This window comes from Telluribacter sp. (assembly GCF_035998675.1).
Lineage (GTDB): Bacteria > Bacteroidota > Bacteroidia > Cytophagales > Spirosomataceae > Telluribacter.
In genome coordinates this window covers 288,635-308,198 of the sequence record NZ_DASYHI010000020.1, presented here as the reverse complement: position 1 = coordinate 308,198, position 19,564 = coordinate 288,635, and the positions used below count along the sequence as shown (strand labels likewise).

At 48.7% G+C, this 19,564-nt stretch carries 14 protein-coding genes; 9 read left to right on the top strand and 5 right to left on the bottom strand.

Features of this window, described 5'->3' with window-relative positions; all coding sequences use genetic code 11:
• Positions 1–67: 67 nt before the first annotated feature.
• Positions 68–2,146, top strand: coding sequence for a M13 family metallopeptidase (locus VGN67_RS15385; RefSeq protein ID WP_414717331.1), 2,079 nt, complete (start codon positions 68–70; stop codon positions 2,144–2,146).
• A 56-nt stretch (positions 2,147–2,202) separates the two neighbouring features.
• Here the strand turns inward: VGN67_RS15385 and yjjX are convergent, their stop codons facing one another.
• Positions 2,203–2,757 carry an inosine/xanthosine triphosphatase gene (gene yjjX, locus VGN67_RS15380; RefSeq protein WP_327487740.1) on the bottom strand — a complete coding sequence of 185 codons (555 nt, stop codon included), beginning with the start codon at positions 2,755–2,757 and terminating at the stop codon, positions 2,203–2,205.
• Between the two features lie 173 nt (positions 2,758–2,930).
• Between yjjX and VGN67_RS15375 the strand changes: the two genes are divergently transcribed.
• The 4 genes from VGN67_RS15375 (at position 2,931) to VGN67_RS15360 (ending at position 9,141) form a co-directional block, all read left to right on the top strand.
• Positions 2,931–3,722 (top strand): sialate O-acetylesterase, encoded by a 792-nt coding sequence (locus VGN67_RS15375; RefSeq protein ID WP_327487739.1) that lies wholly within the window; start codon positions 2,931–2,933, stop codon positions 3,720–3,722.
• Positions 3,723–4,142: 420 nt separating this feature from the next.
• Positions 4,143–4,319 (top strand): hypothetical protein, encoded by a 177-nt coding sequence (locus tag VGN67_RS15370; RefSeq protein WP_327487738.1) that lies wholly within the window; start codon positions 4,143–4,145, stop codon positions 4,317–4,319.
• A 434-nt stretch (positions 4,320–4,753) separates the two neighbouring features.
• Positions 4,754–5,779, top strand: coding sequence for an alcohol dehydrogenase catalytic domain-containing protein (locus tag VGN67_RS15365; RefSeq protein ID WP_327487737.1), 1,026 nt, complete (start codon positions 4,754–4,756; stop codon positions 5,777–5,779).
• Positions 5,780–6,276: 497 nt separating this feature from the next.
• Positions 6,277–9,141: a TonB-dependent receptor gene (locus VGN67_RS15360; RefSeq protein WP_327487736.1), complete on the top strand. Its 2,865-nt coding sequence runs from the start codon at positions 6,277–6,279 to the stop codon at positions 9,139–9,141.
• A 148-nt stretch (positions 9,142–9,289) separates the two neighbouring features.
• On the opposite strand, the gene VGN67_RS15355 is transcribed toward VGN67_RS15360, so the two are convergent.
• The 3 genes from VGN67_RS15355 to mnmE form a co-directional block, all read right to left on the bottom strand.
• A complete protein-coding gene (locus tag VGN67_RS15355; RefSeq protein WP_327487735.1) occupies positions 9,290–10,813 on the bottom strand; it encodes an amidohydrolase family protein in 1,524 nt (507 codons plus the stop codon).
• Positions 10,814–10,967: 154 nt separating this feature from the next.
• Positions 10,968–12,011: a helix-turn-helix domain-containing protein gene (locus tag VGN67_RS15350; RefSeq protein ID WP_327487734.1), complete on the bottom strand. Its 1,044-nt coding sequence runs from the start codon at positions 12,009–12,011 to the stop codon at positions 10,968–10,970.
• Between the two features lie 223 nt (positions 12,012–12,234).
• Positions 12,235–14,169, bottom strand: a complete 1,935-nt coding sequence (gene mnmE / locus VGN67_RS15345; RefSeq protein WP_327487733.1) for a tRNA uridine-5-carboxymethylaminomethyl(34) synthesis GTPase MnmE — start codon at positions 14,167–14,169, stop codon at positions 12,235–12,237.
• 61 nt (positions 14,170–14,230) lie between these two features.
• On the opposite strand from mnmE, the gene VGN67_RS15340 reads away from it, so the two are divergent.
• Positions 14,231–14,752, top strand: coding sequence for a phosphoglycerate mutase family protein (locus VGN67_RS15340; protein WP_327487732.1), 522 nt, complete (start codon positions 14,231–14,233; stop codon positions 14,750–14,752).
• Position 14,753: 1 nt separating this feature from the next.
• Here VGN67_RS15340 and VGN67_RS15335 read toward each other — a convergent pair whose 3' ends face one another.
• Positions 14,754–15,791 carry an oxygenase MpaB family protein gene (locus VGN67_RS15335; protein WP_327487731.1) on the bottom strand — a complete coding sequence of 346 codons (1,038 nt, stop codon included), beginning with the start codon at positions 15,789–15,791 and terminating at the stop codon, positions 14,754–14,756.
• A 166-nt stretch (positions 15,792–15,957) separates the two neighbouring features.
• On the opposite strand from VGN67_RS15335, the gene VGN67_RS15330 reads away from it, so the two are divergent.
• The 3 genes from VGN67_RS15330 (at position 15,958) to trxB (ending at position 19,492) form a co-directional block, all read left to right on the top strand.
• Positions 15,958–16,539: a 7-carboxy-7-deazaguanine synthase QueE gene (locus VGN67_RS15330; protein ID WP_327488411.1), complete on the top strand. Its 582-nt coding sequence runs from the start codon at positions 15,958–15,960 to the stop codon at positions 16,537–16,539.
• Complete coding sequence (locus tag VGN67_RS15325; protein ID WP_327487730.1) at positions 16,539–18,437, top strand: OmpA family protein; 1,899 nt, start codon at positions 16,539–16,541, stop codon at positions 18,435–18,437. The genes VGN67_RS15330 and VGN67_RS15325 overlap by 1 nt, the downstream gene beginning before the upstream one ends.
• A 98-nt stretch (positions 18,438–18,535) precedes the next feature.
• Positions 18,536–19,492 (top strand): thioredoxin-disulfide reductase, encoded by a 957-nt coding sequence (gene trxB / locus VGN67_RS15320; protein WP_327487729.1) that lies wholly within the window; start codon positions 18,536–18,538, stop codon positions 19,490–19,492.
• Positions 19,493–19,564 lie beyond the last annotated feature (72 nt).

Here is a 19,564-nt window from a genome sequence, read left to right as displayed (position 1 = left end):
CTTCGGAACTTCAAATTAATAAATCAGGGTTTTACTAATTGAATTCAAAACTAGTAGGTAACGATTTATGTCAACACAAAAACCATCCAACCACCGGGCCGACCGGAAGGCTTCTTTCCGGTTAGTGCTTTTGGGAGCTGCCACCGTTGTATCCCTTTCGGCCGCTGCCCAGCAGGAAGCCAGCCCCCGGGCCCCCTTCATTGACAAAGCCAACATGGACCTGAGCGTAAAGCCGGGTGATGATTTTTACCAGTACGCTAACGGTACCTGGCTAAAAAACAACGCCATACCCGCCAAAGAAACCCGCTGGGGAAGCTTTAACGTCCTGCGTGACTTCAATATTAATGCCGTAAAGACCATTCTAAACGATGCCGCCAACAACAAAAATGCTGCGGCCGGATCGTTGGAAAAAAGGGTAGGTGATTTTTACGCCTCCGGCATGGACAGCGCTACCATTGAGAAAGTAGGTTATACTCCCATCAAAGCCGACCTGAAAAGAGCAGGTGCCGTTAAGGATGTTAAAGGGGTACTTAATGAAGTAGCTACCTTACGGACTTCCGGTTCGGCTTCTCCCTTATTTGGTTTTTATGTGGGCCAGGATCGTAAGAATGTAAACAATATGGTTCCCCAGCTCAGCCAGGGCGGAACTACCCTGCCTGACCGCGACTACTACCTGAAAGACGATGCGCGCACCCAAAAGATTCAGGCGGCTTACAAAAACTACATTACAACCCTGTTTACCCTGACGGGTGTAGCCCAGCCGGTGGCCCAGAAAAACGCCGAGACTATTTTTAACCTGGAAAAAAAGCTGGCCGAAGCCCAAATGAGCCGGGTTGAAATGCGGGACCCCTACAAAACCTACAACAAGTTTGCCGTTGCTGAGCTCAGCCAAACAACTCCCACTATTGACTGGAAGCCCTTATTGAGCAAAATGAAGGTAACGGGTGAGGATACCATTCTGGTAAATAACCCCAAATTCTTCACCGAACTCAACAGCCTGCTCACAAGTACCCCCGTTGCTGACTGGCAAACCTACCTGCAGTGGAATATCCTCAAATCGGCCGCTCCTTACCTGAGTTCTCCGTTTGTGGACGCTAATTTCGCCTTTACCCAGGCACTGACGGGTCAGAAGGTACAGACCCCGCGTTGGCAGCGCCTGTCTTCCCTGACCGACAACACCATCGGCGAGCTGCTGGGCCAGATATACGTGCAGAAACACTTCAAGCCCGAAGCCAAGGCGCGCATGAACGAACTGATTGGTAACCTGGTAAAGGCCTACGAAATCCGGATTAAAAATCTGGAATGGATGAGCGATGTAACCAAAGAAAAAGCACTGGCCAAACTACATGCCTTTAAACCCAAAGTAGGGTATCCGGATAAGTGGAAAGACTACAAAGGACTGGCCGTGAACAGAGGTACTTTCTTCGAGAACGTTCGCAGTGCCGGGCAGTGGGCCTACAACGATATGGTAGATCAACTGGGCAAACCAGTAGACCGTACTAAATGGGGCATGACACCTCCCACCGTTAATGCCTACTACAGCCCGGTGATGAACGAGATTGTATTTCCGGCCGGCATCCTGCAGTTCCCTTTCTTTGACCCCAGCGCCGACGATGCCGTAAACTACGGTGGTATTGGCGCGGTAATAGGTCACGAAATTTCCCACGGATTTGATGACTCGGGCAGCCAGTACGATAAGGATGGTACCCTCCGTAACTGGTGGACGCCCGAAGACCAGGCCCGTTTCAAAGAAAGAGCCGGGAAGCTGTCGGACCAGTTTGATGCTTATACTGTACTGGACACCGTACGCGTAAATGGCAAACTCACCCTGGGCGAGAACATTGGTGACCTTGGAGGTCTTAACGCGGCCTACGAAGCCTTTAAAATGACCAAGCAGGGTCAATCTAACGAGAAAATTGATGGCTTTACACCCGACCAGCGTTTCTTCCTGGCCTGGGCGCAGGTGTGGCGTATGAATATCCGTCCGGAAACTGCGGCCCAATTGATCATTACCGATCCTCACTCACCCGGCGAGTACCGAACTATTGGTGCACCGGTCAATATGGATGCCTGGTACGAAGCGTTTGATGTGAAACCCGGCGATAAACTTTACATCAAGCCGGAAGACCGCATCCGGCTCTGGTAATACAGAAGCTAGTAGATATTTAAAAAAGGGGTACCTGCGCAGGTACCCCTTTTTATTTATACAATAGGCAGGACGTAAAGTTGCTCATTTTTAAATGCCACAAGCGAAAGCAGCACTGCCTGTTCATACAATTGTTTTCGATCCACGACATTGTCCGTCAGCAGGCCGACCGCTCCGCCTTGCTGTTTGGAATTGGTATGACCAAACACCCGATCGTCGGCGGTACCTAGTTCCATTCCCTGCCTGACCAGAGCGGCTACGGCCGGAGGCAGAAAAAAGGTACCCGAACGGGCTTTACCGGCCAGTTTGTCCGAGCGAACCACGATCCAGGCAAAAGCCGCCAGTTCTCCCCCGATTATTTCTACTCCTCCTTCAATGCCAATCCAGAAGTCAGCTTCGGGGTAGGTGAGACAGGCGTTCTGTACCCGGTTGTCGGCCCCTCTGAGGGTTTCTTCGTCCGTCATGGGCTGGTCAGCAACTCCGGAAGCTACCGAAACGGGTACCGTCTTAAAATGTATAGCGGGAAACATTCGCTGAAATCCGGCCAGGGCCGCTGCTACTTTCACCGGATTAGTGGAGGCGACTACAATAGTTTTTTCTGAATTTTTCATGGAGGTAGTTACTAAAAAATGGGCTAAGTTAAAAAAGCGACGCAGGTAAAAATGGGGCGATACGCTGCTTTATCACTGGATCGGGTACCTGTTTTAGTCCCGGACTCAATCCCGTTTCATCCCAAAGGTCTATCCAATTTCCAGTATTTAGTACGTATTCATTTAATTATTTTATGAAAAAATATTCAATCCTACTCATTTTCGGGCTACTGCTGGTCCAGTTGCCTGGTGTAAGTACCTACGGACAAAAACTGAAGAAGCTTGATCTCTACCTGCTGATCGGCCAGTCTAACATGGCGGGCCGGGGAGCCGTGGAGCCGGAGGACCAGACGCCGCAACCCAGGGTATGGATGCTGAATAAAAACCAGGATTGGGTACCCGCGGCTGAACCCCTTCATTTCGACAAACCCGGTGTAGTTGGGGTAGGACCCGGTTTTGCTTTTGGTAAAGCCATAGCCGAAGCTTCGCCGGATGCTAACATCGGTTTAATTCCCTGCGCCGTTGGTGGTTCCTCTATCGACGCCTGGAAAAAGGGCGGTTTCCACGGACAAACACAAGCCTACCCCTACGACGACATGTTAAAACGGGCCAAAAAAGCCCTGAAAAAGGGAAAGTTGAAAGGCATCATCTGGCACCAGGGCGAATCGGACAGCTCACCCGAAAAAGCGGCCGAATACGCTACTAAGCTTACCGATCTGGTCAATAGAATACGCCAGGACCTCAAAGCACCCGAAGTTCCGTTTGTAGCAGGCACTTTGGCCGATTTTTACGTTGAGAAATCACCGGGAGCTGCCGTTGTGAATAAAGCACTGGAAGAACTGCCCAAATGGGTACCCAATACCGCCTGTGTTCGTTCGGAAAGCCTGGTACATAAGGGCGATGATACGCACTTTGATTCCCCATCGGCCCGGGAATTGGGCCGTCGCTACGCTGAGGCAATGCTGGGGTTACAGCAAAAGAAATGACCAATAATAGAAACTAGTTTTAAAACGTGATGATTGCGTTATAGTGGGTATAATGAAATAGTTCCTTCTTGAAATCTGGAATAACTGAGCGTCGGGTGGGAGAGAAGCGGCGTTGCGAATGTTAAATATTTTTTAAATTTTTTCATCTTCTATTTGTACAAAAAAAGACAATATAAATATGTAATATTTTCTGTGTTGACTTGCAGATGTCACGGCCGTTTTTAACAAAAATGGGCATAAATGAAGGTAGGAGTACAGGAAAGTGCAGATTTGCAGGTAGTTGTGTCTTCTTGGGAAACGACAATTTAGAAAGTCTAAACTGCCAGATTAGTTATAAAAATAGTTTAGGCTTATGAGTAGACACTATTGCGAAATAGCTCTCTGGTTCATATACTTACTAAAAAAATCCCTCCCCGACTCATGAATTTGTTTTACAGGTACTTCACAAGTGGAAACAGACTCCCACGGTTACACAGTCTGCTTTTCATCCTGATTGTTTTTCTGGGTCTGCAGGCCCTGCGTATGTTTGGTGGTATGAAAGATGAAAACCACCGGAAGCTTCTCACCGAAGTAAGTACTACCTACGCTAAAAAATAAATAAACCTATAAATTTTCCACCGGGAACTGCCGTGAGGCAGGGGAGTTGTCATACCTATACCGGAAGGGCTGGGTCATAACCTCAATCCTTTTCGGGAAAGAAGTTGGAATAAAGTAAAGACTATAACAGGGACCAGGGGCATTCTCGTTGTATCCCTTGCATTTTCGGGCGGCTGACCCGTCAATAATACTGTGACTGATACCTGCTTTCTTTCGTGCTGCAGTTCCGGCAATTCAAGCTTATCCTTTCCTTTTTATTCAAATCGTCTTATAGGATGGATTTAAAATAGTACCTGTTTCATGGGGTGCGGATGCTCAATCAGGCTCTTACTAATGTAGATTTTACAACCTTATGGCTTCTCGTGTTGTTTGCACACTGAGCTAAACCCCCAGCGGGGTACACTAAGATTAAATTTGGTCAGAAATAGTAACGTATGATAGAACGCCAGGTTTACCGCATGCCCAAGGCTGGTTCCATTAACGATTTGGTCTTACAACGCGAGGAACTCGGTCCACCCGGGGCCAGGGAAGTATGCGTGGAAGTGCAGGCCCTGGGGCTAAACTTTGCCGATATCTTTGCCATGCAGGGTTTATACAGCGCCACCCCCGAAGGATCTTTTATTCCGGGACTGGAGTTTTCCGGGGTGGTTATAGCCGTAGGCGCTGAGGTGGAGGAATGGAAAGTAGGAGACAAGGTGATGGGAGCGACTCGCTTCGGGGGTTATGTTTCCCATATCAACATTCACCATCGGTACGTGCTGCCTCTACCCGAAGGCTGGACCTTTGAAGAAGGGGCTGGGTACCTGGTTCAGGGCCTGACGGCTTACTATGCCTTGACCAAACTGGGTGACCTGCAGGAAGGGATGACCGTACTTATCCATAGCGCGGCCGGTGGGGTAGGTATTCTGGCCAACCGGATTTGTAAAAAGTACGGTGCCTACACTATAGGTACCGTGGGACAGGCCAGCAAAGCTGACTTTTTACGCTATGAAGAAGCGTACGATGAGGTAATCGTTCGGGATGCTCAGTTTTATGAAAAATTGAAAGCGGCTCTTGGGCCTCTCCCCTTAAATCTGATCATGGAATGCATTGGAGGGAAAATACTGAAGCAGGGGTGGAAAGCTATGGCTCCCATGGGCCGCATGGTGGTGTATGGCAACGCCAGCTTTACCAGTCATGGCTCAAAGCCTAACTACTTGCGGCTTTATTGGAAGTACTTTAAACGTCCCCAAATTGATCCGCTACGCCTGCCCACCCAAAATAAATCGCTCATGGGTTTCAACCTGATTTATCTCTATGAGCAGACCGACCTGATGCATCACTTGCTCAACGGACTTCAGGCCCTCCAGCTAAAACCACAGCACGTAGGTCATGTTTTTCCTTTTGAAGCGATGCACGAGGCCATCCGGCTGTTTCAAAAAGGAGAAACGGTGGGGAAAGTCGTGGTAAAGGTGGGGTAGCTTCAATTGCCAATGCAGAATGTAATTTTACTTAATAAGTGATTAATTTACAGTTATTTAAGCTTATTAAAACAAAAAAGAAGTAAAAGATTTATCCCCTCCCGTTGGTGGTTTACTAGATTGTTATATCTCCATACTGTATCCCGGTTATACAAGCATGTATATGCAACCGGAAACAATTATTTGGATCTATTGCTTTAGAAAGTTGAGAGCCATTTTTATTAAAGTACACACGGCGTTTTCCTCCCCCCAAACAGATTTACACGTCTTTTATTTAATAATCCAAAGCAAGTCGGGTCTGGAGTAGTTTTCTGTCTGATTGAACATGCTTAGTATTTGTAAAAGATGATCAGTAAGGCTTCTTAAAGGGCATTGTAATCTATACGTTGAATTTCTAAGCGAAATCTAACGTGAAAGAGCAGGTAAATAAGCCTACTTTTAGACGATTTCATTTTACAATTTTTTATCAATTATCCACCAAATTTATGAAGAGACCTATGCGTAATCATCACGGAGGATACAGATGTGTCTTTTGTATTTCTATTTTATTCCTTGTACTAGGTAGCGCAAGCTCTGCTTTTGCTGTTAAACCTGAAACAGGCAGCTACTACCGTAAAGCCTCTTCGCTTGAAGAAACCATTACCGGAAGGGTTACTGACACAAAAGGAGATGCACTGGCTGGAGTAAGTGTCCTGATCAAAGGAACAAACCGGGGTACAACCTCGGAAGCGGACGGAACTTTCCGCCTCAGTGCCAACCGAGGCGATGTACTGGTGTTCAGCTTCGTTGGGTTTGAGTCCCAACAAGTACCGATCACAGGTTCGCAGCCAATCAATGTACGGCTTACTGAAGGGTCCTCAACCCTGAACGAAATGATTGTTACGGGTACACGAAGCGGGGGGCGTACCAGAATAGACACGCCGGTTCCGGTGGATGTAATCCCATTGGCCGAGGTGACCAATTCGGTTGGTCAGGTGGACATTAACCAAATACTGACGTTTCTTGCTCCTTCTTTTCAGTCGGCACGTCAGACGGTGGCCGACGGTACTGACCATATTGACCCCGCTCAGCTGCGCGGGCTTGGACCCGATCAGGTACTGGTACTTGTCAATGGCAAGCGCCGTCACCAGTCGGCTCTGGTTAATGTCAACGGGACCGTGAACCGGGGTACGGTAGGTACCGATATGAACGCCATTCTGGCTACAGCAGTAGAGAAAATCGAAATCCTGCGCGACGGAGCAGCGGCCCAATATGGTTCTGATGCCATAGCGGGGGTAATAAACATAGTACTTAAGAGACAGACTGGTCTTTCGGCCAATGCATCGTATGGAATGCACGCTACGAGCTACCAGAAAAACTACGCCTTCAATGTTATCAACAATGTATCGGGAAGTCCTACTGTAAGTGTCACGGATGGTCAAACCGCCCAGATTGGTGTCAACTACGGTATTGCAATTGGTGAACGTGGATTTATTAACCTGACTGGTGAATACACTAGCCGTCAGCCTACCAATCGTACCGGATTGTATACAGGACAAATTTTTCCTTCGGTCAATGGACAGGTAGTCGACAATGAGCTTCTGACTCAAAGGGGACTCACACGGGAGGACTTTGATATGCGTATCGGAAATTCACGCATCGTGGGGGGGGGTGTCATGCTAAACGCCGAAATCCCTGTATCTACTAATTTTACGTTCTATGCTTTTGGGGGCTATAACAACAAACAGGGCGAAGCGGCAGGGTTCTTCCGCTATCCCAATGCGGTACCGGCTGCTGCTCGTGCCAATGTTTTTGCCGTGTATCCTAATGGCTTCCTTCCTTTGATAACCAGTAATGTGACTGACGCGTCACTCTCAGCAGGAGTGCGGGGCAGGCTCGGCGAATGGACAATGGATCTGAGCAATACATTCGGACAGAATGTATTCGATTTTGGGGTAGATAACTCAGTGAACTATACCCAGGCACTTTCACAACCCAACTTTCAGCGTACATTCGACGCGGGAGGCTTGAAGTTTTTGCAAAATACCATTAACCTTGATTTTAGCCGTAAATATGATGTACTGGCTGGCCTCAACCTGGCGACAGGTGCGGAGTTCCGCATTGATCAGTTTGGTATTCGGGCAGGCGAGGAGTCATCGTGGCGAAACTACAACACCAGCTCGGGTGTTGCAGCAGGGGCACAGGTATTTTCTGGTTTTCTACCTTCAAACGAAGGGACTTTTAGCCGAAACAATAAGGCGTTGTACCTTGATGTGGAGCAGGATATTACAGACAAACTTCTGGTTTCGGCTGCGTTACGATACGAGAATTATTCAGATTTTGGCAGTACTCTTAATTATAAAGTTTCTACGCGTTTTAAGGTCACGGATTTTCTGGCTTTGCGTGCCTCTACCAGTACAGGTTTCCGTGCTCCATCCATGCAGCAGCGGTTCTATGCCAAGTCCAATACCCTTTTTGTGTCGCAGGGCGGGCAACTGGTAGCGGTAGAAAGCGGAACGTTCACTAATGAAAGTCAGGTAGCCGGGATCCTGGGTATTCCTAGGCTGAAACAGGAAACCTCACAGAACTTTTCGGTGGGAACTACCATGCAGCTTGCCCGTAGCCTCGAACTGACCCTGGATGCTTATCAGATAGATATCAATGACCGTATTGTGTTAACCAACAATTTTACGGCCAATAATAACGCTGATCTGAGAGCCAGACTCGAAGCCGCCAACGCCAACACTGCCAATGTATTTACGAATGCGATTGATACCCGCTCGCGCGGATTGGAAGGTGTGCTGAATTATAGTACCCGGTTTGCCAATAACCAGTCGCTGAAATTTATTCTGGCGGCTACGTTAATCAAGAATGAAGTAAAGAAGGACGCTAACGGTAATCCTATTATTAAGGCATCGCCCGTACTGGAAGCTACCGGACAAAGAGGAAACTACTTTAACCGGGAAGACCAGAGCCGAATCGAAGTGGCTAATCCGCAGAACAAGATCAGTTTCATGGCCACTTACAAAATTGGTAAACTTAACCTGATGGCGCGGGCCGTTCACTTTGGCAAAGTAGTTTATCTGGATCCATCCATCAATCCTGCCAATCCGAATAGCTTCCCTGTCAATGCATTCACAGGCAATCGTGAAACCCTGGACCAGACTTTTAGCCCAAAAACGGTAACCGATGTGTCCGCTACCTATCAATTGTTAGAGGGTATAGGCCTGACGCTGGGAGCCAATAATGTCTTTGATGTGTATCAGGACATCCACACCCATTCCAATAATATGAGCCTCGGACGTTTTGTGTACTCACGCCGGGTGCAACAGATGGGTTTTGGTGGCCGTTACGTATTTGCCAGGGTGGTGGCTAATTTTTAAGTACTGATTAACTATTCTTACCAGCAAAGGGAGGCCGCAGGCCTCCCTTTGCTGGTTTATATATTTCCTGATTATACCCGACTATTGTTCCTGTTCCGTAATCACCAGAATAAGCCCGTTTAACCAATGGATAGGTAATTCTGTTACTTTAGATGGTCATGTATACCATAATATCCCAAATTAATTTGGCGTACATCAGCAGGCTGTTTTGCCGGTCTTCTATTTTTTCCTTCAGCGACAGAAAACTGCCTTGATCAATAAATATTCCATCAAAGATTACACCTGCTACGGACCCGGTATTTTTTATATCTGTCAATGGATTCCTATCCAGAATAACCAGGTCGGCTCTTTTGCCTGGTTTTATACTGCCGTAGGTACTGGCAAGACCGTAGTACCTTGCGGGATAAAGGGTAGCTGTGCGCAGTACCTCATAGTTAGGCAAACCTGCCTTGGAAAGCTCGCCGAGCTCTTCGTGAAGAGATGATCCCGGTAGTTCGGGTACATCAGAACCCGCCAGTATTTTAACGCCACTCTTATAAGCCTTACCGGTAAGTATCAATCCTCTGGTATAAAACTCCCTGAACACTTTTCGACCCAGCACGGAAGTGTCTTCCTGTACAATAGCATCCAGATCTTCAAAGGAGATAAACTTGAGAACAGGATTGATGGACTGATACCTGGCTCTGTACTGTGCATCATCGGCAAAGGCTTCGTCTTTTCGGGTCAGGTGAGTCGGACAATACCAGGTACTGTTTCTGATAAATGCCTGAAATATTTCCTTGAGCGGCAAAGAATCATGTTCATGAAGCATCTTACTTCGGAGCTGGGTATTTACCTGTTTTATCGGGTCCGGACTGTTTCTCAGTCTTTCAGAACCGGAAAAGCTGTCCCAGATCAGGAACCGTGCGTGCTCCAGACTCTTCATACCTGCATTGGAAGCCTCCGGGGTACTTACCCTGACGGGTTTATGTCCGGCTACCTCCAGTCCGGCCTTCTTTGCTTCCCGCATAAGCGTAAAAAAAGCTTCTCTTGGGATGTTGTTGTATAATTTTATTAATGTAACGCCCCTTTGTGCCAGGTACCGAACCAGCAGAACGGCATCTTCCGGCGTTGCACAATTAAAGTAGGAAGGATTTCTTTTAAACATCCGACTGGGCCCTTCAATAGCAAAGCTTGTATATCCGTGTAATCTTGGGCCAAGCAGCCGGTGATTTTCAACCCCCTTATTCCACTCCGCAAGCTTACTTTGTACACCGGCAAAAGGGTCATGCTCAACAAATGCTCCTCTCATATCCCTGACATGGGTGATGCCGTGTCTTAAAAATTCAGGATAGGCAACGTGCGGTGACTGCCTGGTCAGGTGTACGTGCATGTCCCAAAAAGCCGGAACCAGGAATTGATCTGTGCCATCAATGGTCCTGATCTTTGAATCTTTATCGCCCTTTATTGAATGAACCGAAATCGCTTTGATCAATTGACCCCTGATCAGTACATCCTGATGTTGTAGTAGAGAATCCTTTTCAACGTCGATAATGGATATATTTTTAATAAGTATTGCCGTATAATCCTGCCGGGGGAAGCTCAACTGCTCAAAAGGGTAGATGACCAGCCCAAAAAATAAAGTAAGTAACGTTAAAACAGCTATCCCTGTGTATTTCAGTATTCTGACCATAAGGAAGATTCAGTGCCGTGAAGGTGAGTTTTGTTTATCATGTTCTCTTTGAAACTTTGCTCAAAGCAACAGCATATCCGGATAACAGACTGCCAAAATGATCATTTCGTCATAATAAATGACCAATAAATTAGTCTGTAAATTAAGAAAACAATCAGTTATTTACGCTTCTGAAGGCAGATGGCGTCAGGCCGGTAAACCTTTTGAATGATTTGTTAAAACTGGAAAGGCTGTTAAATCCTGAATCAAAGGAAACCGCCGCAATCGTGAGAGCCTTAGATTGGGGCTCTTTCATCATCCGAACGGCATAATCAATCCGATAGCGGTTAATGTAATCATTGAAGTTATAGCCCGATTGGCTGTTGATAACCGAGGAGATTTTTTGGGTACTTGTTTTAAGGTGTTTTGAAAGTAGCGATAGGGAGAGATCCGGGTTAAGATACAATTTCTCATTTAATAAGATATGCTCAAGACTGGCAAAGAGGTGATCGGCTTCTTCATTGGAAAGGCCTGTAGTATGGTATTTAGCAGTATTTGCCGGCTGGAGATTCTTTCTGGTTAGCGCCAGGTAGGTAATCGTATATACTATCGCGGAGTATAGGATCGGGCCGATAATATAAGGGATTTTTTCTTCAAATAAGTTCAGTACATACACGATCCACAATGACATCAGTCCGGAAAACAGAATGTTCAGCCACACTTTACTTTCCTTTGGCAGTGTGCCCGCCGAGCCCGAACTTAGATACCTGAATTTTACGACGAGCAAGTAGGAGAGAAGATGAGCGTAAAACAGCAGGAAGAGGAAAACTACCAGGCCATCAGGAATATTAGAAAAACCAATATTTTGAATCGGAATGGCCAAAAGTAATAAGAATGATCCTGGAAGAAAGTGAATCAGTTCGCCTTTGGTGATCCGGTCCATTTTATGTATGACCGCTTTACTGTATAACCAGAACAGTGGACCTATAAACATGATAAGGCATAGTCCCAGGTAGATATAGAGGGTATTTAACCCATCGGAAAGCTCCATCACTACGGATTTTCCTATTCTTACGGAAAGAACTACCATCAACAAACTCAGCAATTTATTGGAAATGGCAGGGGTAACTTTAGTATTCCATAAGAGAGCAGCCGTGAAGATACCATGTATAACTCCCAAGCTACTCAGGGCAACCAGTACGATCTGTTTGATGTGCATTCCTGTTGTTTCTCGGAGTGAATTTTTTGCTTACTATCCAACTTGGTTTGCCGTATTTCCTCCTTTACTCTAAAGAAGCATACGTATCAATTCTAATTTTAAAACAAGTGCTGTTTTTAGGTACCATTATAACTTTTTCCAGATGAGTGGAACCTCACAGAATGGTTTGGAGTTAGTCATAGGTTTCGGACTACCTGTGTTGTTATGTGTGTTTGACATAGCTTCACTTTCCAATACAAAACTTCGAGAAAATGTTCGCCAGCAGATCGTCATTAACGATGGTTCCCGTGATCTCACCCAGGTGGTGAAGGGCCAGACGAATATCCTGCGCCAGGAAGTCTCCGGTAACTCCCATGTCCAATCCATTCAGTACATCTTCGAGAGCAGCCTGGGTTTTGACCAGGTGCTCGTAGTGTCGCAGGTTGGTCACGACGGTATCAGAGGCCGACTGCTTCCGGACCTGTTCTACAATTGTATGCTTAAGTACTTCCAATCCTTGCTGGGTGTGGGCGGAGATGGGGATGATTTCATTAACCTCACCGCGCGGCGGACCGCCCCTGGCCTCTCTCCTTTGAGAAGAGGGGGACTGGTCTCCTGTACCTGGAAAGGAGGATTGTTCGTAGCTTTCTATAGGTAAAGCGGGAGCCTTATTTTCTTTTTTTACTTCGACTGCTTCAATAATTGCAGCAAGTACCTGCTCCGTTTTAAAAAGTACTTCCTCGTTGGTAAATCGGATAATATCAATATTGTACAGCTGCTTTAACTCTTCAGAACGGGCAGTATCGTATTGATTTTGTTCATTTTCCTGGTGAAAATCGCCATCTAACTCAACACCTAATCTAAATTCAGCGCAGAAAAAGTCGAGCACAAATCCTTCCACGATCGGATGTTGCCTCCTAAACTTATATCCATTGAGTTGACGATCCCTTAGTAACTCCCATAGATAAGTTTCCGCATTGGTTGCCGTTTGCCGTAGGTGTCGAGCGTTTTCCAAGATGGGTTCGGGTATTTTATGAATAAGTGATTTAAATACCTCATTCCCTTTGGTGTCATGTTCTACGACTTTTTGTATTGAAGAGGATGGGAACTGCTCCCCTTCTCCTGCCAGGAGAAGGGGCCGGGGGATGAGGTTAAAAAGGTCCACCTTATTCTGCACCCACAGTACCTTTTTGTGGGAGGAAAGGCTTTCGGCCAGTACCTGTATTTCTTTAAAGGTTTCAGAGCTATCAAATAGAAAAAGTACCAGGTCCGCTTTTTCCATGGCCTGGCGGGAGCGTTCTATTCCCAGCGACTCCACCAGGTCCTGCGTTTCGCGGATGCCGGCGGTATCAATAAACCGGAATTTCAAGCCTTCCAGTACTATGGTATCTTCGATGATGTCACGAGTCGTGCCGGCTATACTGGTGACAATGGCCTTTTCTTCGTTCAGCAGGGCATTGAGCAGGGTAGACTTCCCCACGTTGGGCGAACCGATAATGGCCACCGGTACGCCATCCTTGATGGCATTGCCGTAGTCAAATGACTCGATGAGGGGAGCGATGGTACTTTGGAGCGAGTGAATCAGCTGACGTAGATCGTCGCGCTGGGCAAATTCTACGTCTTCTTCCCCAAAGTCCAGTTCCAGCTCGACCAGGGAAGCAAAATGGATCAATTCTTCGCGGAGCAGGGCCAGTTTTTTAGAAAAACCACCCCGCAGTTGGTTAAGGGCGGTCCGGTGACTGGCTTCGGAGTCGGCCGCGATGAGGTCGGCAACGGCTTCCGCTTGTACCAGGTCAAATTGGCCGTTCAGGAAAGCCCGCTGGGTAAACTCGCCCGGACGGGCCACGCGAGCACCCTGCCTGACCAGCAATTTTATAATTTGACGTACAATATAGTCGGAGCCATGGCAGGAAATCTCGACGGCATCTTCCCTGGTAAAGGAGCGGGGAGAGCGAAACACAGTAACAAGTACTTCATCTACCACAATATCCCCGTTACGAATAGTCCCGAAATGGGCCGTGTGGCTTTCGGCTGTTTCCAGATTTTTGCCTTTGAAAATTCTATTTACGATATTGACGGCGTCCAGCCCCGACACCCGAATGACAGCGATGGCTCCCACGCCGGAAGGTGTAGCCAGAGCACAGATGGCCTCCTGTTGAAATAGGGTTGATTGAATCATGCTACAAAGATGCTACGCGGCGGGCATTTGTTACTAATTTATGCTTATTTAAACCCATTTTATGAAATCCGATTATACCAATTATTCCTTTTTTTTTGCTCTTTTGCTCCTCCTGACGGGCTGCTCTACTACCACTATTTACCTGGTGCGCCACGCCGAAAAAGCCCAGGTACCCGCCAACGACCCACCCTTGTCGACCCAGGGACAGCAACGGGCCCAGGTCCTGGCCGACAGCCTGCGTAACAAAAATATTGGGGTGATTTACTCCACCAATACGCTCCGTACCCGGTCTACCGCCGAGCCACTGGCCCGGGAGCTGAGCCTCCCGATCCGGCCCTATAGTCCGGATACCCTGCGGGAAATGGCCCGGTACCTGAAGAGTCCAAAGGCCGGGAACGCCCTGGTAATTGGTCATAGTAACACTATTTTGCCGCTACTTGATCAGTTTCCGGCGCTCCATAAAGAAAAGGCCATTCCGGATTCGGATTATGATAACCTTTATCGGGTGAAAGTGCAAAAGAGATTCCTGCGCCCCCAAAGAATTACGTTAACGGAAGGTACCTACGGAACTAAAACAGAATAGGTTAGCGCCAGTACTTCTCCATCACGGCCGAGTCGGGGCGCTGCAGACTGAGGAGCTGAGGGAAAACCGGTACCTGGTAGGCCAGCCGTAGGAAACTGTCTTCCCAATCCACCGTAGGAATCCCCAGCAGGTCGGCCAAATCAGGGCCGAGGAAGTACCTCATCTGGGCCGCCGGCATGTTTCGCAGCGTAGGAGAAGGAATTTGTTGTTCCATGGTTTGGAGGAGCGCCCCGGTGAGTCCCTTTCCCGCTTCGGATGGACGAAACTGTCGTCTTGCAATGGCTTTGTCCAGTTGGTAGGCTTCCCGCAGATTGTGGGGCAGGGCCTCTTCCTTCACGCCCAGCAAAATACCCACCTGGTTCCAGAAATACAGGTACGCTTCTTCCTCGGCCGGGGGGGAGGTTTGGTTCAGCTTACGTAACCCCCGGATAATGATGTAGGAAAAGGCCAGGTTAGTACCTACCATATCCTCCTGACAAACCGGATAGCCCCAGGCCTGATTCCACCGACCACTCACAAGGGTAAACCACCGCACTGCCGCGTGGAGTAGCCGGATTTTGGCTATTCGAATCAAATTACGCCCGTTGCGCCAATCTTTCTCCTGCATTATCCCAAACACAAAGGCTCCCGTTTCTTCCAGACGCTGAAAGGTATTGGACTTAATGCGCTCCGAGATCCAGAGGACCTGGGCGCCGTTGGCCCCGGCATAGCAGTAGGGCAGGGAGTAAGTACCCAGCAGGAGCGAGGCCAGGCGATAGTGTTGCCAGAAAAATTGGATACCTTTGTTAAACTTTTGTAAATCAGTAGACTTAGGCAGTGAGACTTGGTGGTCGATAAATTCCTGAACATCGGTAGATTGCCCGTCCAGGTCCAGATTTTCGTAGTCGGTCAGGTACTTCATGAGCCTGCCCACGGCTGGATGTCCGCCCTGCTCGGCCAGCTGTTGAATGACGGCGTCGGCCCCGGGATCACCCACCTGACGCAGGGGATCAAGGAAGGAATCAGAGAAAGACCGGCTGGTTTTAATATCTTTGGGCATTTCCTTGGTTAGGTAGTATAGTTATGAAACCAGCCGTTGAAAAATTTAGTTTTAAACAGATTATAAACCATTGATAAGAATTTCCTCTGACAGCCGGAATGCCATGGGTACCTTAGTGAACAGTGAATCATTTTTAACCGATAACCGTGTTTCCCAGCTTCCGGTCATGGAGGCTTTTTATACCTTACAGGGGGAAGGAGCCCATAGCGGCAAGGCCGCTTATTTTATTCGGCTGGGAGGTTGTGATGTAGGCTGCCACTGGTGCGATGTGAAGGAATCGTGGGAGGCTGATGTACACCCGAAGCAACGAATAGAAGACATCGTGGAAGGCGCGTTGCGCTACCCGGGGCGGCTGGCGGTCATTACCGGCGGGGAGCCGCTGATGCACAACCTGGACGAATTGACCCAACGGTTGCGGGAGGCAGGTTTTAAAACCAACATCGAAACGTCCGGGGCGCATCCCCTGAGCGGACACTGGGACTGGGTCTGCTTTTCACCCAAAAAATTCAAATCGCCCCACGAGAGTATCTATGCCGCCGCCAACGAACTGAAGGTAATCATCTATAATGCGAGTGATTTTGCGTTTGCCGAAGAACACGCGTCCCGCGTAGGCAGTGACTGTGTCCAGCTTCTGCAACCGGAGTGGAGCCGTACCGAGCGCATGCTTCCCCACATCATTGAGTATATAAAAGACAATCCGCGCTGGCAAATGTCGTTACAGACACATAAATACATGAATATTCCCTGATGTGGTACCTCATTCGATTTGTCTTTCTGTTTGTGCTGTTAGGTACTTTGCCCCTACAGGCCCAGGATTTGGTGCTTTCCCGACGGACCCGCGATGTGCTGGAAAATGCCCGGAAAGCCTGGCAGGAACGTAAACTCGACAATGCCCTGGTACTTTACCAAAAACTGGCTGAACTGGAACCGGGTTTTTCCGAAGCGCACCTCCGCCTGGGACAACTGTACGACTGGCAGCGGCAGGCCGATAAAACGCGCTTTCATTACCAGCAGGTAGTTGCACTACTACCATCGGCTCCAGAGTCGATACAGGCTTACCAGTGGCTGGGGCGAGACTCCTTTCAGCGTACGCGTTACGATTCGGCTCTGGTTTATTACGAAAAGCTGCTGCCCCTCTACCCCGAAAAATCCAATCCGGCGCTGGTAACCAAGCGGATGATCGCTTCCGCCCATTTTGCCCGTCGGGCCCTCCAAAATCCCCTGCCCATTACCAAACGCTCCCTGGGCGATACCGTCAATTTCCTGAATTCTCAGTTTTTTCCGGTACTTACCGCCGACAACGAAACGCTGATTTTTACGGGACTGACGCCCGAACGCGATGAGAACATGTACATCAGTCAGCGGCAGGGTACCGGCTGGACAGAGCCCCAGGAGCTGTCAAAAAAAATTAACTCCCGTAACAATGAAGGGACCTGTACGGTATCGGCCGACGGTCGTACGCTGGTTTTTACGGCCTGCAACCGGTTGGATGGCTACGGAGGCTGCGATCTGTATATTTCGCGAAAGGAAGGCGATAACTGGTCCGCCCCGCGCAACCTGGGTACTACCGTAAATACCCGCCACTGGGAGTCGCAGCCGGCCCTTTCGGCCGATGGCCGTACCTTGTATTTCGCCTCCGACCGGCCCGGCGGACTGGGCAAATCCGATATATGGAAAAGTGAGCAGGAGTCCGGTGAGTGGACTCAACCCCGGAATCTGGGCCGGACCATTAATACCATGGAGGACGACAACGCTCCCTTTATTCATGCCAATGGTCGTACTCTTTTTTACGCATCGGGTGGGCTGCCCGGTATGGGCGGCCTGGATATATTCCTTTCCCAGCGCACGGATACGCTCTGGTCCGAACCCGTCAATATTGGGTACCCTATCAATACCGTCCACGATCAGGTAGGACTATTTATCACGTCCGATGGAAAGAGAGCGTACTACACCGACGACCGCACCGAACGCGGTAAGGACCATTCCTATATCTATACCTTTGAAGTACCTGATTCCTTGCTCAGGAAGTTCAGACCCACTCGCTACGCCAAGGGAAAGGTGTACGATAAACAAACCAGTAAGCCCCTGGCGGCCACCATCCGGCTATACAACCTCAGTACCCAACAACCTATCTCCGAATTTTCGTCGCAGGCCGCCACGGGACAGTACCTGGCCGTTCTTAACCGCGATAGCGACTATGCTTTGTACGTAGAGAAAGAAGGGTACCTGTTTAAAAGCCTGTCATTTTCACTGTCGGATTCGCTGAATTCTTTGCAACTGGATATCCCGCTGGAACCCATCCTGAAAGACCGGATTGAGATCCTGAATAATATTTTCTTTGCCACCGGAGCCCACGAGCTGGATGACAAATCGCGGGTTGAACTGAATAAACTGGTTGAATTTCTGGAAAAAAATCCCAAACTGCGCATTGATGTCGCGGGCCATACCGACGACGTGGGAAGCGACAAAGCCAACCTTGATCTTTCCCGCTTGCGGGCTCAGGCGGTAGTCAGTTACCTGACCGGCGCCGGCATAAAACCCGACCGCCTCACGGCCACCGGCTTCGGAGAAAGCAAACCCAAGGTACCTAATACCAGCGAAGAAAACCGCCAGCAAAACCGGCGGATTGAGTGGCGGATCTTGTGATTCCTTTGGGTAAGTAAGGGAAAAGTTGCACTTTTGTAGCTAACTCTGTGTTGAAAAAAGAAACACTCCGTAATTAAAAAATATACTTGCTGTCAACCATGATCTTCGAAAAAGTGGATTGCCTGATCATCGGATCAGGACCTGCCGGATATACGGCCGCCATTTACGCCGCCCGGGCCGGGCTAAAACCCGTTCTCTACCAGGGCCCGCAGCCCGGCGGACAACTCACCATTACGACCGACGTAGAAAACTACCCCGGTTATCCGGATGGAGTTGGTGGTCCGGAAATGATGATGGATTTTGAAAAGCAGGCCCGTCGCTTTGATGCCGATATCCGGTACGGGCTGGCTACTTCGGTAGATTTTTCCTCTTATCCCCATAAGGTAATTATTGACGAGCAGCAGGGCATTGAAGCCAGTTCCGTGATTATTTCTACGGGGGCTTCGGCCAAGTGGCTGGGCCTAAAGGCGGAGCAACGCCTGAACGGAAAAGGCGTTTCGGCCTGCGCGGTCTGTGACGGATTCTTTTTCCGGGGGCAGGATGTAGTCGTTGTTGGCGCCGGTGATACCGCCGCCGAAGAAGCCAGCTACCTTTCCAAACTATGCCGGAAGGTATATTTGCTGGTTCGTCGTGACGAAATGCGGGCTTCCAAAATTATGCAGAAGCGCGTGTTGACGGCCCATAATATTGAAGTACTCTGGAATACCGAAACCGTGGATTTGGTGGGCGAAGAGGAACTGGAAGGCGTTAAAGTGATAAACAATAAAACCGGACAGGAAACCGTCCTGCATGTTACCGGATTTTTTGTAGCCATTGGCCATAAACCTAACACCGATATCTTCCGGGATTACCTCGACCTGGACGAAGCCGGCTATATTAAAACCATAAAGGGTAGTGCACGTACTAACATTGAGGGGGTTTTTGCCTGCGGTGATGCCCAGGACAACGTTTACCGACAGGCTATAACCGCCGCCGGAACGGGTTGTATGGCCGCGCTGGACGCCGAACGTTTCCTGGCAGAAAAGGCGGTCTACGAGGAAGAAACAGAAGTATAGCCGATCATTACCCACACCGGCTCCTATCCGAAGGGATATAGAGACCGGAAGAAGTGAGTTGGTTATAAAATT